The organism is Providencia sp. wls1922 (genome assembly GCF_009706505.1).
In the GTDB taxonomy this organism is placed as follows: domain Bacteria; phylum Pseudomonadota; class Gammaproteobacteria; order Enterobacterales; family Enterobacteriaceae; genus Providencia; species Providencia lanzhouensis.
In genome coordinates this window covers 16,381-31,075 of sequence record NZ_WLUG01000063.1, presented here as the reverse complement: position 1 = coordinate 31,075, position 14,695 = coordinate 16,381, and the positions used below count along the sequence as shown (strand labels likewise).

The window sequence follows — 14,695 nt, the reverse complement described above, 5'->3', positions numbered from 1 at the left end:
TTGCTACATGATGTATAGCTAAATGCCCCACAGCGAAGAGGTGCACATCATACTCTGATACTTTTTATCATTAAATAATAAATTATGAATACTCTCAGAAAGATTGATTTAACCACATGCTTAATCACACCGCATATCACCGATTCTTCACATAAATTCTGAGGGTACAGTTGATGCTTGAAAGATAAATAAACATGCATAAAAAAAACGCCATCTTAATGATGGCGCATGGAAGTATAGTCTTATCTTATTTATAGAGGAGTATAATATGAAATATTTTTATTACATCATTTTGCTGTGTGTCGTCTAAAGTCAGCCCATTTGACTTCAGTAATAACATCCGAACTTACATCTAACAACTGAACATCGTACACTCGAGTATGATTGATTATATTTATTTTTAATATAAAGCCTAATCAAACAGCGACTAGTACTTTATTTATTCCCTAGCATTAGTAAATTGAAAAATAAAAAACTCGAGATGAAAAGTTATTAAAAAGTATTTCTAAATGTTATTGGCTGCATTATAGCGCTCATGAAATGTTGCGCAAGTGTTTTTTTATTTTATTTAAGAAGCATTAGCAAGAAGTCAAAAAAACAATAAATAACAATACATTGAACCCAAAAAACACTAATAAACGTGTCAGCTTTGCATTTATAACAGTAATTACATATTTATATTTCATTGTTCAAGTACATTTAAAATAATTTTATTAATAACACTTATATTAATAAAATTATCCAGCTTATTTACTCGCTTTTTTTATCATTTCAATTAGAGTTAAATGTATTAATAATTTTTATTATTCTCTTTTTTTGTCTGAACTTCATCTAACGGGTTAGCCCTGTTGTTATTTTGAACGATGATATCGCCTTTATTCATGATTATTCTAACAATCAGTAAGTTCCATGGTAATTCACACAAAACACTCTAAAATCGATACTCTTAATTTGGGTATTCAGAGAAATTACTCTGTATGTGAATAATCCCGCACAATATGGATGGTTTATTTTCAATTAACCTTATCAAGCCTTTTTTAAACGTGGTTTTATGTGAGCAGAATTTAAAATTACTCTAACTTAAATAAAATTAGAAGAAATTCCGAATAAAATTAAACCATTTGTTTGCGAAACTATAAAGAGAGAGCATTTTTTTATCAGAAATGTTGCAAGAATATGCAAAAGATATGATGGATGAAAATTGATAGGTATAAAAAAATGCGTTTTATCTCAAAGCATCAATGTGAGAATGACATCCGCGATACAGAGATAAAACGCATTACTACGTAAAACAACTTAGCTATTTAGCATTAGCCGCTGTTGCTTCCATACCGACTAAACCAATCTTGAGATACCCCGATTGACGCAATGCATTCATTACATCCATCATCGTTTCATAATCCACACTTTTGTCCGCTTGGAAGAAAATTGTGGTTTCTTTATTGGTGTTTGTCGCTTGATCAAGGGTTGAACCTAACTGCTCTTTACTAACCGCTTGCTCGCCGATAAACAGCTGACTATCTGATTTCACAGTTAAGAATACTGGCTTTTCTGGTCGAGGCTGAGGCTTCGCAGTGGAAGCAGGTAAGTCGACTTTAATATCAACGGTAGCCAGTGGCGCTGCAACCATAAAGATAATCAGCAGAACCAACATAACATCGATAAACGGTGTTACGTTGATTTCATGCATTTCACCGCTATCGTCTTGTTCGTCACCTAAACGCATTGCCATAATAATTACCTTGCTTTGCTGTTTGCCAGATCGAGGTCACGCCCCAGTAACAACGCTGCTTGTGCAGCAACATCACCCACTTGACCACGATAGTTGTTGATCATACGAGCAAAAATATTATAGATAACCACCGCAGGAATCGCGGCAATAAGACCGATTGCCGTTGCCAGCAGCGCTTCTGCAATCCCTGGAGCAACAACCGCTAAGTTTGTGGTTTGTGAGTGAGCAATACCTATGAAGCTATTCATGATCCCCCACACTGTGCCAAATAGACCGACAAATGGAGAAATCGCTCCAATTGTTGCTAAATAGCCATTTCCACGCCCCATATAACGGCTGATTGCAGCAACCGCTCTTTCTAAACGGAAACCTGTACGGTCTTTAATACCCGCAAGATCTTGACTGTTTGCCGAAAGCGCTCTTTCCGTTGTCGCTTCAGCTAATAACATGCGCGTAATGCTACCTGCTTTAAACCCTTCCGCGATAGATACCGCTTCATCAAGAGATTTTACTTCTGCAATTGCTTTTGCTTCATCTTTTAAACGACGACGTGCAATTAAAATCTCACTTCCTTTGGATAAGAATAGCGCCCATGTAATCACGGATGCGAGTAACAGACCAATCATCACCGTTTTTACAACAACATCTGCGTTTTGGTACATACCCCAAACCGATAAATCCTGATCAAAACCGCCACCGTGAGCTTCAGTCGCAATCTCAACATTTTCAGTCACTACCGTATTTGTCACGACAGATTCCGGTGTTGCTGCTGGAGTTGTCGTTGCTTGAGTTGCAGTCACTTCCGTTGTGGAAGGAGTATTTGCAGGAGCGGCTGTTGAACCTTGGTTAGCTACTGGTGTAGTAGGTGTGACAGCGGGTGTTGTTTCTGCGGATGCCGTGCCCATTAAGCCGATCGCCAATAGAATAGAAGCTGTTAATTTACGCATCAGTTGGCCTTTACTCTCTTATTTTGTGTTGTATAAAAAAATTTATATCGATGATTGTGCCATTCATCGACTAACCATTAAAAGCGAAATTTGATTCACGCATTCATCTCTTTTCGTCAAGATGTCAGATAATATCAAACACACCACGAATTGATAGTAATTATCATTAGTATTCGCAATTTTTTGTCGCTTATCAACATAACCCTTCGAGAGACGACTCGATTTGCTGCTTGATAATGAAGAAAATTCAGCTAACCACTTTTGTTCTTGCTCTGGTAGACCAAAATCATTTAACGTCAGGTGATAACTTGGCCAATCATTTGATTTTCTATTGGTAAATAAGGGATAACTCAATGGCAAACATAAGACCAGAAACCCAGCTCGTGCATCTTGGTAGAAACCCTAAATTCACTCAAAAAGGGGTAAACCCTGTCATTCAACGTACCTCTTCCGTGATTTTTGATTCGGTAGAAGATAAAAAGCATGCTGTACGCAATCGCGCAAATGGCGTATTAATGTATGGTCGCCGAGGTACACAGACCCATTTTGCTTTCCAAGAAGCGATGACCGAATTGGAATGTGGTGCTGGCTGTGTTCTTTACCCTTCAGGTGCAGCAGCGATCACCAATGCCATTATGTCATTTATCAGCGCGGGGGATCATATTCTGGTCACGGGGTCAGCCTATGACCCGACACAAAACTTCTGCGACAAAATCCTCACTAATTTGAATGTTGAAACGAATTATTTCGACCCATTAACTGGCGCAAAAATTGCCGATTTAATCCGTCCAAATACCAAAATTGTTTTTTTGGAATCGCCAGGTTCTATCACTATGGAAGTCCATGACCTTCCTGCTATTGTAAAAGCCATTCGTCAAAAATCCCCAGAAATCATTATCATGCTCGATAATACATGGGCTGCGGGTGTCTTACTTAAACCTCTTTTATTTGATGTAGATATCTCTATTCAATCCGCGACAAAGTACATTAATGGTCATTCAGATGGCATGTTAGGGGTCGCTGTTGCCAACCAGCGCTGCATCGAAACTTTGCGAGAAAATTCATATTTATTGGGGCAAACTGCCGATCCTGATACTGTTTACATGGCTGGTAGAGGTCTTCACACCTTACCAACCCGCCTCAAGCAGCATGAAGCGAACAGTTTAGCCGTCGCAAACTGGTTAGTAGAGCATCCCGCTGTGGCACATGTTTTTCATCCTGCACTTCCAGGCCACCCTGGGCATGAATTCTTTAAACGGGATTTTAGTGGCTGCAACGGGTTGTTTTCATTTCAATTAAATTCGCGGTTATCCCCTAAACAGTTCAGCGATTTTCTCGACCACTTTAGCCATTTTAAAATGGGGTATTCATGGGGCGGGTTTGAATCACTGATTCTTGGTTATCAAACCGAAGATTTACTCAGTATGCGCCAATACAATTATCAACCGGATAGTGGGTCGTTTTTCCGTCTGCATGTCGGCTTAGAACACCCGCAAGATCTCATTGATGATTTACAACGTGCTTTCGCGCGCATTTAAACATCAACATTCTGTCCTTAATTATTAGGCAGTTAATCACTGCCTTTTAGATAATTACCCAAACAAATCAAACTAGGCTGAAATTTTTCCTGTAATATAGAGCCCAATGATTCGCTTTATGCAGATACAGGAACGATTATGGAAGTCATACGCGAAATCGTACTGGCACTTTGGCAACACGATTTTATGAAGCTCGCCAACCCAGAAGTTCTCTGGGTAATTTACACCGTACTCTTTGTGGTGATTGTATTAGAAAATGGCGTGCTCCCCGCCGCATTTTTACCAGGTGATACCCTTTTACTGCTTTCTGGTGCATTGATTGCCAAAGGTGTTTTGCACTTTGTCCCCACAATCTTGCTGCTAGCGACGGCTGCGAGTTTAGGCTGCTGGCTTGGATTTGTTCAAGGGCGTTGGTTAAGCGAAACGAAGATAGTTAAACGCTGGCTTTCTCAACTCCCTGAGGAATATCATAAAAAAGCCAATGATATGTTTAACCGACAAGGTTTGTATGCATTATTGATCGGACGCTTTCTGGCATTCGTGAGAACGCTACTGCCATTGTTAGCGGGATTATCCGATTTAAGCCACCGCCGTTTCCAGTTATTCAACTGGCTTAGCGGGTTATTGTGGGTCGGTATTATTGTGACTTTGGGCTATGCCGTTAACCAAATTCCTTTCGTTAAAGAGCATGAACAAGTCGTAATCACCGCACTGATGATCATCCCTGTTGTGCTGTTGGTCAGTGGTTTGATTGGCTCCATTATCGTCTACTGGAAGCACCGTAAAGCTTTGAAAGGCAGCAAAGAAAGCTAAATTGCACGCCTAAATCATCTCACGCGACCAACACAAGTTTCAGTGTTTGGTCGCCGCTACAAAACCATATCTACCTCTCAATATGCGCTCACTTCGTACTAATAAATAACTCAATAAACGCGCTTAATTTCCCTGGAGCCACTATGCACAACACAGCAATACCTACGAATGAACACACGCTTAACGTTCATCTTGTAAACTCATTTACTCGAAATAACACAGGCGGAAATCCTGCCGGAGTCGTGCTCAATCCCCCGAAACTCAGTGATGCACAAAAAATTACGATTGCTCGCCAAGTGGGATTTTCCGAAACGGCGTTTGTCTATTCCGGAGAAAGTGCGGGTGAAGAAACGGATTTTAAAGTGGATTTTTTCACCCCTGAAAGTGAAGTCGACTTTTGTGGACATGCAACATTGGCTGTCTTTTTTACCCTATTTTCACTGAATCAATTAGCCGCTGGCACCTACTCCCAAAAAACCAAAGCAGGTATTTTAAATGTTACGGTCAGTGCTGATGGGGTCACTATGCAACAAACACTCCCCGCTACTCGCCAAGGGCCTGATGTGAATACCGTCGCTGCCGCATTAGGTATCCCAGCTGAGACAATCACAGAAACAGGTTTACCTATTGAAATTATCTCCACTGGATTACCTGATATTTTAGTCCCCGTGCAATCCAATCAATTGGATAATTTAAAACCTAATTATGATGCTATCGCGCAGCTGAGCCGTGAATTTGACTCGATTGGTTTTCATGTTTTTGAGTTAAACCAGTCGCCTTCTTTTACTGCTCATTGCCGAAATTTTGCTCCGCTCTACGGAATTAATGAAGAGTCCGCAACCGGTAGCGCCAGTGGTGCTCTTGGCTGCTATCTTGTGAAACATGTCTTCCCCACAGAAACCCATTTTCTGTTAGAGCAAGGGCGAGCAATGGGGTGTTCCTCGCAAATTCAAGTGGAAATCTCTCATCAAGATCAGGCTATCAGTCGAGTTTATGTGGGTGGACAAGCCGCAACAATGGGTGTCCAAACCGTCCATTTTTAATCTCTTAACACACCTAAAACAAAAAAGTCGCGGCATATTCTGTCGCGACTTTGATATCAAGAATGGATTGCTAACTTACGCTGTTATTGCTTCGCCAATAAGAAACTAATGGCGGAAAACAGATACTGCCCAATTTCTGGCGTCATCCATGTTCCTTGAGAAATAACCGGATCTTCGCGATAAATCGTGCGGATTTTTTCCTGTAATAGCGGATCGCCCCCAGTAAATTGGTTAAACATGGTTAACCACATTCCCGCTAGCTTCTGCACATTCGGCGAATCTGGGGCATCCCCCGCTTTCAATGCATTATAAATTCCTGAAATAAATTCAGGCCACACTTTGCCGGATTCAAAATAATGCTGGCTGACAACAGTAAATTGCTCTGCGGTTAAATGGGGTTTAAAACGCGACAGTTGGTACTCACTGAAACCCCGAGCTACAAAGTCAATGATCGCTTCGGTGATCCCTGTCGAGAACATTAGCTCGTTGTCGGTTAAGTGAATTTGATTTAAACGCGCAAAGAAATCAGGGTTTCCGCCCGTATCTCTTTCCAAGGCAGTCATCCACTCAACACCAACCGCTTGTACTTCAGCTGATTTCGGTGATTCACCTTTTTCCATTAACGATTTTACTGTGGCGACCCGCTGTTGCCACTCTTGATTTTTCAATGTGTTCGCCGTGTATAGTGGCAATTGCTCAAGCTCTTGAGGGGTAAAATATTTATCAAACATCGACATCATCTCCAATAATGAAAACCAATCAGCCTGAGTGGGGTTATCTCCCTGTTGCATTTGCTGCTGTAACCGCTCGAGACGTGAACGCAGTTTTTCAATCTGCTTCATCTGCTCGGTTAACAGACTAATACGCTCTTGCAGCAAAAGAGAGATATCGCCACTGTGACCATTAAGTAACTCACCGATGTCTTTCAGTTTGACTCCCACCTGACGCAGCATCTGAATTTGCGTCAAACGTTCAATACATTGCATATTATAGAGTCGATAACCTGCATCGGTTCTGGCAGTCGGCAGTAATAAACCAATCTCTTCATAATGATGAAGGGTACGAATGGTTAATCCTGTTTTCTCTGCGATCTCACCCACTTGAAATAGCATCTTAGCCTCCTGTCCTGAAATGCAGGTTAGTGCCTCACGTTACGTGAGGGTCAATCACTATTGTGCACTATTTTCCATTTATTTTAATTTATTCCACTTTTCGCTAACCATAAAAAAACCCCAGAGGCGATAACGCCACTGGGGTTAATAATCAGCGAATCAATGATTATTTAATTAATGCGTGCATCTCTTGTACAGAAATCACTTTATCCGTTGGGTCTGCGCTCAGGGATAATGCCGTCGCAAAGCCACCGTTGAGGGTTGTATCATAGTGAACTTTGTAACGCAGTGCGCTACCGCGAATGAGTTTTGAATCTTCAATCGCTTGACGACCTGCCGTTGTATTCACGATGTAGTTGTACTCTCCATTCTTAATACGGTCTTGAATGTGTGGACGACCTTCGTGAACTTTGTTCACTAAACGTGGGTTAATACCCGCTTCACCCAAGACAATCGCCGTTCCGTGAGTCGCATCTAACTCAAAACCGTGTTTCAGCAGTTTCGCTGCTAAATCAACAACTTTCGTTTTATCGCCTTCACGAACAGACAGCAGTGCGCGACCGGATTTCTTCATGGTTGAGTTGCTGCCTAACATCGCCTTAGCAAATGCTTCAGCAAATGTGCGACCAACACCCATCACTTCACCTGTTGAGCGCATTTCTGGTCCGAGGATTGGGTCAACACCTTGGAACTTGTTGAATGGCAGAACTACTTCTTTGACTGAGTAGTAAGGTGGAATGACTTCTTCAGTCACGCCTTGCTGAGTCAGTGTTTGACCCGCCATAACACGCGCGGCAACTTTCGCTAGTGGTACGCCTGTTGCTTTAGAAACAAATGGCACCGTTCTTGCTGCACGCGGGTTCACTTCAATCAGGTAAACTTCGTTGTTCTTCACCGCAAACTGGACGTTCATCAGACCGCGAACGCGTAACTCGAATGCCAGACTGCGCACTTGTTCACGCATCACATCCTGAATTTCTTGGCTTAATGTATAAGCTGGCAGTGAACATGCTGAGTCACCAGAGTGAACACCCGCTTGCTCAATGTGCTCCATAATTCCGCCAATCAGCACCATTTCACCGTCGCAGATTGCATCCACGTCAACTTCAATCGCATCATCAAGGAAGCGGTCTAATAGGACTGGCGCATCGTTAGACACACTCACCGCGGTTTGGAAGTAGCGACGCAGGTCAACTTCGTCATAAACGATTTCCATCGCACGACCGCCCAGTACGTAAGATGGACGAACTACCAGTGGATAGCCGATACCCGCTGCTTTTTCAACAGCTTGTTCGATAGTTGCAACAGTGGCGTTTTGTGGCTGTTTCAGGTTTAAGCGATTAACCGCTTGTTGGAAACGCTCACGGTCTTCTGCACGGTCAATCGCATCTGGACTAGTACCAATAACCGGTACACCCGCGGCTTCTAATGCACGCGCTAATTTCAGTGGAGTTTGACCACCATATTGAACAATCACCCCTTTCGGCTGTTCGATACGGACGATTTCTAATACATCTTCCAGTGTCACTGGCTCGAAATAGAGGCGGTCAGAAGTGTCGTAGTCTGTTGAAACCGTTTCTGGGTTACAGTTGACCATGATAGTTTCATAACCATCTTCACGCAGCGCTAATGAAGCGTGTACACAGCAGTAGTCGAATTCGATACCTTGTCCGATACGGTTTGGACCGCCACCTAATACCATGATTTTTGGCTTGTCGTTGTTCGGATTGGATTCGCATTCATCTTCATAAGTCGAGTACATATAAGCAGTGTCGGTCGCAAACTCTGCCGCACAGGTATCTACACGCTTATAAACTGGATGTAAATCATAACCTTGACGTAATTTACGTAATTCAGCTTCAGACACACCCACTAGACTTGCCAAACGCGCATCCGCAAAACCTTTGCGCTTCAGTTGGCGTAAGAAATCTTTAGTCAGACCATTAATACCTAACTCTGCCACTTCGTTTTCTAAACGCACCAGCTCTTCAATTTGTACTAAGAACCAGCGGTCGATATTAGTTAGATTGAAGATACCATCGATAGATAGGCCTGCGCGGAATGCATCAGCGATGTACCAAATACGGTCGGAGCCCGCATCTTTCAGCTCACGGCGAATGCGAGTTAACGATTCTGGGTCGTCCTGGCTCACTTTCGGGTCAAAGCCTGTTGCGCCCACTTCCAGACCACGCAGCGCTTTTTGCATAGATTCTTGGAATGTGCGACCAATAGCCATCACCTCACCCACTGATTTCATTTGGGTGGTCAGACGGTCATTGCTTCCTGCGAATTTTTCGAAGTTAAAACGAGGGATTTTGGTCACAACGTAGTCGATAGACGGTTCAAATGACGCAGGAGTACGACCGCCTGTGATGTCATTCATCAGCTCATCGAGAGTGTAACCAACCGCTAATTTTGCAGCGATCTTAGCAATTGGGAAGCCTGTTGCTTTTGACGCTAGTGCGGATGAACGAGAAACACGCGGGTTCATCTCGATAACAATTAAGCGACCATCTTTCGGGTTAACGGCGAACTGAACGTTAGAACCGCCTGTTTCAACGCCGATTTCACGCAGTACTGCCATCGAGGCATCACGCATGATTTGGTATTCTTTATCTGTCAGTGTTTGCGCAGGTGCGACGGTGATGGAGTCACCAGTGTGAATTCCCATTGCGTCGAAGTTTTCAATGGAGCAGACGATAATGCAGTTATCTTTCTTATCGCGAACTACTTCCATTTCATACTCTTTCCAACCAATTAACGATTCATCGATTAATAATTCGTTAGTTGGAGATAAATCTAAACCACGAGTACAGATTTCTTCAAATTCTTCGCGGTTATACGCGATACCACCACCGGACCCCCCCATGGTGAAAGATGGGCGAATGATACACGGGAAACCAACGTCATCAGCGACGGCATTAGCTTCTTCCATTGTGTGTGCGATACCTGAACGCGCTGTGCCTAAACCGATTTTTTTCATCGCTTTATCAAAGCGCTGGCGGTCTTCTGCTTTATCAATCGCGTCCGCAGTCGCACCAATCATGGTCACGCCAAATTCAGCCAATACACCTTGGCGTTCAAGCTCAAGGGCACAGTTCAGCGCGGTTTGTCCACCCATGGTTGGTAATACTGCATCTGGGCGCTCTTTTTCAATGATTTTGCGTACCACTTCCCAGTGAATTGGCTCGATGTAAGTTGCATCCGCCATTTCTGGGTCTGTCATGATAGTCGCTGGGTTCGAGTTCACTAGAATAACGCGGTAGCCTTCTTCTCTAAGAGCTTTACACGCTTGCGCACCTGAATAGTCAAACTCACACGCTTGGCCGATAACAATCGGGCCCGCACCGAGGATCAGAATGCTTTTAATATCTGTACGTTTTGCCATTTTCTTTCTCCCGATTATTTTGCGTTTGAACGTGGTGTGTTTTGACGGTATTCGTTGATTAAATCAATGAAGTGGTCAAAAAGACCTGCGGCATCATGAGGACCAGAACTGGCTTCTGGGTGACCTTGGAAACTGAATGCAGGTTTATCTGTGCGATGGATACCTTGCAAAGTGCCATCAAACAGCGATTTGTGCGTCACACGCAATGTGTCGGGTAGTGTGGATTCATCAACCGCAAAACCGTGGTTTTGAGCCGTGATCATCACCACATCTTTATCTAAATCTTTAACTGGGTGGTTAGCACCGTGGTGACCAAACTTCATCTTCACGGTATTGGCACCACTTGCTAATGCTAGCAATTGGTGACCCAAGCAAATGCCAAATACGGGGATTTCAGTTTTTAAGAATTCTTGGATAGCGTTGATAGCGTAGTCACAAGGGGCTGGGTCGCCAGGGCCGTTTGATAAGAAAATCCCATCTGGGTTCATCGCTAACACCGTTTCTGCTGGTGTTGTTGCCGGAACGACGGTTAAGCGGCACCCACGGTCAACTAACATACGCAGAATATTGCGCTTTGCACCAAAATCGTAAGCAACAACGTGTAATGGCAGCTCATCTTCTTTGCTTGCTGCTGGTTGCCCTTCTTCTAAGTTCCAAGAGCGTTGAGTCCAGCTGTAAATCTCTTTGGTGCAAACTTCTTTTGCTAAATCTAAGCCATTTAAACCTGAGAAGCTGCGTGCTTTTTCTAAAGCCAACGCCGCATCTGGGTTATCCCCTGCGATGATACAACCGTTTTGTGCGCCTTTTTCTCTTAACAGGCGGGTTAATTTGCGCGTGTCGATATCCGCGATAGCCACCACATTGTGGCGTTTCAGATATTCAGACAAGCCTTCCTGACCACGAAAGTTACTGTAAATTAATGGTAAGTCGCGAATGATAAGGCCTTGAGCGTGTACGTTAGGAGATTCTTCGTCATCAGCATTAGTGCCGACATTACCAATATGGGGATAAGTGAGAGTAACAATTTGGCGGGAATAGGAAGGGTCAGTAATTATTTCTTGATATCCGGTCATTGAAGTATTGAAAACGACTTCTCCAATAGCGGCCCCTTCAGCACCAATGGCGCGCCCGTGGAATTGGGTTCCGTCTTCCAGAACCAATATAGCTGACTTAATCAAAACATCCTCCGGAGAATAATCAATCATATTTTTTGCATATTAATTCAGATTTTGCGATCTAAATCAATGCCAAAATGAGTTTTTAAGCAAATTTTTGGCAAATTGCGCGCATTCTAATGATGGGATAGAGTCTTGTCTAGAAAAAAATGCATTTTTTTCACTTTTAGCTTACTTTTTTGCATTCTTACCTATTTTTTCTATAGAAGGCTAATGAAATAACTATTCATGGGTAAAAACGCAAACGGTTAATAGCGAAGAAAAGTGCAAAATGGATAATAGCGCAGACAAGGGAGGATCTAAAGTGCAATTTTTGAGTAAAAAAGAGAAAAAATGACACAAAGATAATAGAAAACAACGGATTTAATTAAATTAAATAAATAGATTACGATAAATCAGAGACTTCAAACGAAGCCATCTGATTTTAAATGAAAATTTATTTTATAAAAAACTACAAATCATCAAGATTAAGGACATCTTTCATATTGTACAACCCATCTTTCTTGGCATTAACCCAAGATGATGCTCTTATCGCGCCTTTAGCAAAGGTCATACGACTGGAAGCCTTGTGGCTTATCTCTACACGCTCGCCAATATCAGCAAACATTGCAGTGTGCTCACCAACAATATCGCCAGCACGTACAGTAGCAAAACCAATCGTGCCCGGCTCACGCTCTCCGGTATAGCCTTCACGTGCATACACCGCACACTCTTTCAGATCTTTTCCTAATGCATCCGCGATAGATTCCCCCATCGCCAACGCAGTGCCTGAAGGGGCATCAACTTTATGACGATGATGGGCTTCAATAATTTCAATATCGGTGTAATCTCCCATCACTTTCGCCGCTTTTTCCAGTAATTTCAGCACCAGATTCACACCAACGCTAAAGTTGGCAGCGAAGACAATTGGGATAGATTTTGCGGCTTCAGCAATAGCCAATTTTCCTTGTTCATCAAATCCTGTGGTCCCAATGACCATGCCTTTTTGGTGAGATTGACAGAACGCTAAATATTGTAAGGTACCTTCAGGACGGGTGAAATCAATCAGTACATCAAAATCATTAACGACAGAATCTAAGTGACCAACGACTTTCACACCAATTTGCCCAATTCCCGCCAGTTCACCCGCATCGGTGCCAATAAGCGAAGAGCCTTCACGCTCAATAGCTGCACCAAGTTGAATTCCGTCTTGTTCTTGTGCTGCTTGAATTAATTGGCGCCCCATGCGCCCACCCGCACCGACAATCGCAACGCGTACAGTTGAATCTGCCATTTTTGATCCTTTCGTAAATATTGAGGCGAAAACCAAAATAAAATCTTGGTTATACCTTAAAGAAACTTGAATCGGGACGCCAGCACTAATCTGGAGATATTAATAAAACCGTAGAGAGGGGGATGATTATCAGAAAAAATTGTATTGATATGGGATGGGGTGCTGACAAAATAGAAAACAGCAGCGGCCAAATCAGCCGCTACTATAATAAAATCAATGTATTAATTAATTTCTTTAACGTCCACACGCAGCTCTTTTGGTACTTCAAAAACGATATTTTCTTCTCGCCCTTGTAGCTCAACCACGGAGTCGGCACCCAGCTCTTTCAGTCTATCAATCACTTGGCGGACTAAAATATCTGGCGCGGATGCCCCCGCAGTCAATCCGATAATTTTCTTATCTTTTAACCACTCGGTTTGAATATCTTCAGCACCATCAATCAGAAATGCGGCTTTCCCCATTCGAGACGCTAATTCAGCTAAACGGTTTGAGTTGGACGAGTTTTTCGAACCAACAACTAGCACGATATCGGCTTTTTCTGCGAGCTCACGTGCCGCTTCTTGGCGGTTCGTGGTTGCATAGCAAATATCGTCTTTGCGAGGTCCAACAATATTAGGGAATCGACGGGTGAGCGCATCAATCACATCGGAGGTATCATCCACTGAAAGCGTCGTTTGCGTCATAAAACTCAGGTTGTTTTCATCTTTTACCTGTAGCTTCCAAACGTCTTCTGGGCTTTCAACGAGATACATTCCCCCTTCAGGGTTATTGTATTGCCCCATTGTCCCTTCCACTTCAGGGTGCCCTGCGTGACCGATTAAAATCGCTTCTTTGCCTTTACGGCTTGCACGAGCCACTTCCATATGCACTTTAGTCACTAATGGGCAGGTCGCATCAAATAACATGGTTAAATCGCGGGAACGGGCTTCTTGGCGAATGGCTTGTGAAACGCCATGAGCTGAGAAAATTAGAATAGAGCCATCGGGAACTTCAGAGATTTCTTCAATGAAGATAGCGCCACGCTGGCGTAAATCGTCAACCACATAGCGGTTATGCACCACTTCATGGCGAACGTAAATCGGTGCGCCATAAATTTCTAAGGCGCGTTCAACAATACTGATTGCACGGTCAACACCCGCACAAAATCCACGAGGATTAGCCATTAATATTTGCATGGTGACTCTCCAATTGTGGGTCTATTTCTAGCACTTCAATTTCAAAGGTAATTTGTTGCTCAGCAAGAGGATGGTTAAAATCAACAGTAATTGATTCCCCTTCGATTGCCTTCACGACACCCGGCATTTCGCTTCCATTCATGCCCGTAAACAGCATGATGGTACCAATTTCAGGGATCCCCGTTTCCATAAAATCACGCAATGAAAAGTATTGCACTAAGTCTGGATTATGTTTCCCGAATACCGTATCCCCAGCTAAGGAAAATGTTTTCTTTTCACCTTCAGATAGCCCAATCAGTTGCGCTTCTAATTCTGGCGACAGTGAATCATTTCCAAGAGCAAACAACGCAGGCTTTCCTTGTGCGTGAGAAGAATCTGCCGTGGAGCCATCTTCTAATTTCAGAGTGAAATGCAGTAAAACAGAACTCTGCGCCTGTATTTGAGTAGACATAATCTAAACCTGTTTTTTATCATAAAGTTCAGCCCGACTATCGTCGGG

Annotated in this window: 11 protein-coding genes; 3 read left to right on the top strand and 8 right to left on the bottom strand. The window is 43.1% G+C overall.

Annotation, left to right across the window (positions count from 1 at the left end; all coding sequences use genetic code 11):
- Positions 1 to 1,300 precede the first annotated feature (1,300 nt).
- Both exbD and exbB read right to left on the bottom strand, forming a co-directional pair.
- The gene (exbD, locus tag GKR71_RS06000; RefSeq protein WP_036950331.1) at positions 1,301 to 1,732 is read right to left on the bottom strand and encodes a TonB system transport protein ExbD; all 432 of its coding nucleotides are present in this window, start codon (positions 1,730 to 1,732) and stop codon (positions 1,301 to 1,303) included.
- Positions 1,733 to 1,737: 5 nt separating this feature from the next.
- Complete coding sequence (gene exbB, locus GKR71_RS05995; protein WP_036950329.1) at positions 1,738 to 2,679, bottom strand: tonB-system energizer ExbB; 942 nt, start codon at positions 2,677 to 2,679, stop codon at positions 1,738 to 1,740.
- 353 nt (positions 2,680 to 3,032) lie between these two features.
- Between exbB and metC the strand changes: the two genes are divergently transcribed.
- From metC to GKR71_RS05980, 3 genes are all read left to right on the top strand, one after another.
- On the top strand, positions 3,033 to 4,217 hold the full coding sequence (gene metC, locus GKR71_RS05990) for a cystathionine beta-lyase (RefSeq protein WP_036950327.1): 1,185 nt from the start codon (positions 3,033 to 3,035) through the stop codon (positions 4,215 to 4,217).
- 138 nt (positions 4,218 to 4,355) lie between these two features.
- Positions 4,356 to 5,030, top strand: a complete 675-nt coding sequence (locus tag GKR71_RS05985; RefSeq protein WP_036950325.1) for a DedA family protein — start codon at positions 4,356 to 4,358, stop codon at positions 5,028 to 5,030.
- A gap of 143 nt (positions 5,031 to 5,173) precedes the next feature.
- Complete coding sequence (locus tag GKR71_RS05980; RefSeq protein WP_036950323.1) at positions 5,174 to 6,073, top strand: PhzF family phenazine biosynthesis protein; 900 nt, start codon at positions 5,174 to 5,176, stop codon at positions 6,071 to 6,073.
- 83 nt (positions 6,074 to 6,156) lie between these two features.
- Here the strand turns inward: GKR71_RS05980 and GKR71_RS05975 are convergent, their stop codons facing one another.
- The 6 genes from GKR71_RS05975 to fkpB form a co-directional block, all read right to left on the bottom strand.
- Complete coding sequence (locus GKR71_RS05975) at positions 6,157 to 7,185, bottom strand: MerR family transcriptional regulator (RefSeq protein WP_154634050.1); 1,029 nt, start codon at positions 7,183 to 7,185, stop codon at positions 6,157 to 6,159.
- 166 nt (positions 7,186 to 7,351) lie between these two features.
- The gene (gene carB, locus GKR71_RS05970) at positions 7,352 to 10,573 is read right to left on the bottom strand and encodes a carbamoyl-phosphate synthase large subunit (RefSeq protein WP_108479232.1); all 3,222 of its coding nucleotides are present in this window, start codon (positions 10,571 to 10,573) and stop codon (positions 7,352 to 7,354) included.
- Positions 10,574 to 10,587: 14 nt separating this feature from the next.
- On the bottom strand, positions 10,588 to 11,751 hold the full coding sequence (gene carA / locus GKR71_RS05965; RefSeq protein WP_108479264.1) for a glutamine-hydrolyzing carbamoyl-phosphate synthase small subunit: 1,164 nt from the start codon (positions 11,749 to 11,751) through the stop codon (positions 10,588 to 10,590).
- A gap of 448 nt (positions 11,752 to 12,199) precedes the next feature.
- Positions 12,200 to 13,021: a 4-hydroxy-tetrahydrodipicolinate reductase gene (gene dapB, locus GKR71_RS05960; protein WP_036950314.1), complete on the bottom strand. Its 822-nt coding sequence runs from the start codon at positions 13,019 to 13,021 to the stop codon at positions 12,200 to 12,202.
- A gap of 221 nt (positions 13,022 to 13,242) precedes the next feature.
- Positions 13,243 to 14,196: a 4-hydroxy-3-methylbut-2-enyl diphosphate reductase gene (gene ispH, locus GKR71_RS05955; RefSeq protein WP_132496157.1), complete on the bottom strand. Its 954-nt coding sequence runs from the start codon at positions 14,194 to 14,196 to the stop codon at positions 13,243 to 13,245.
- Positions 14,177 to 14,647, bottom strand: a complete 471-nt coding sequence (gene fkpB, locus GKR71_RS05950) for an FKBP-type peptidyl-prolyl cis-trans isomerase (RefSeq protein WP_036950308.1) — start codon at positions 14,645 to 14,647, stop codon at positions 14,177 to 14,179. Before fkpB ends, ispH begins: the two co-directional genes overlap by 20 nt.
- Between the last annotated feature and the right edge of the window lie 48 nt (positions 14,648 to 14,695).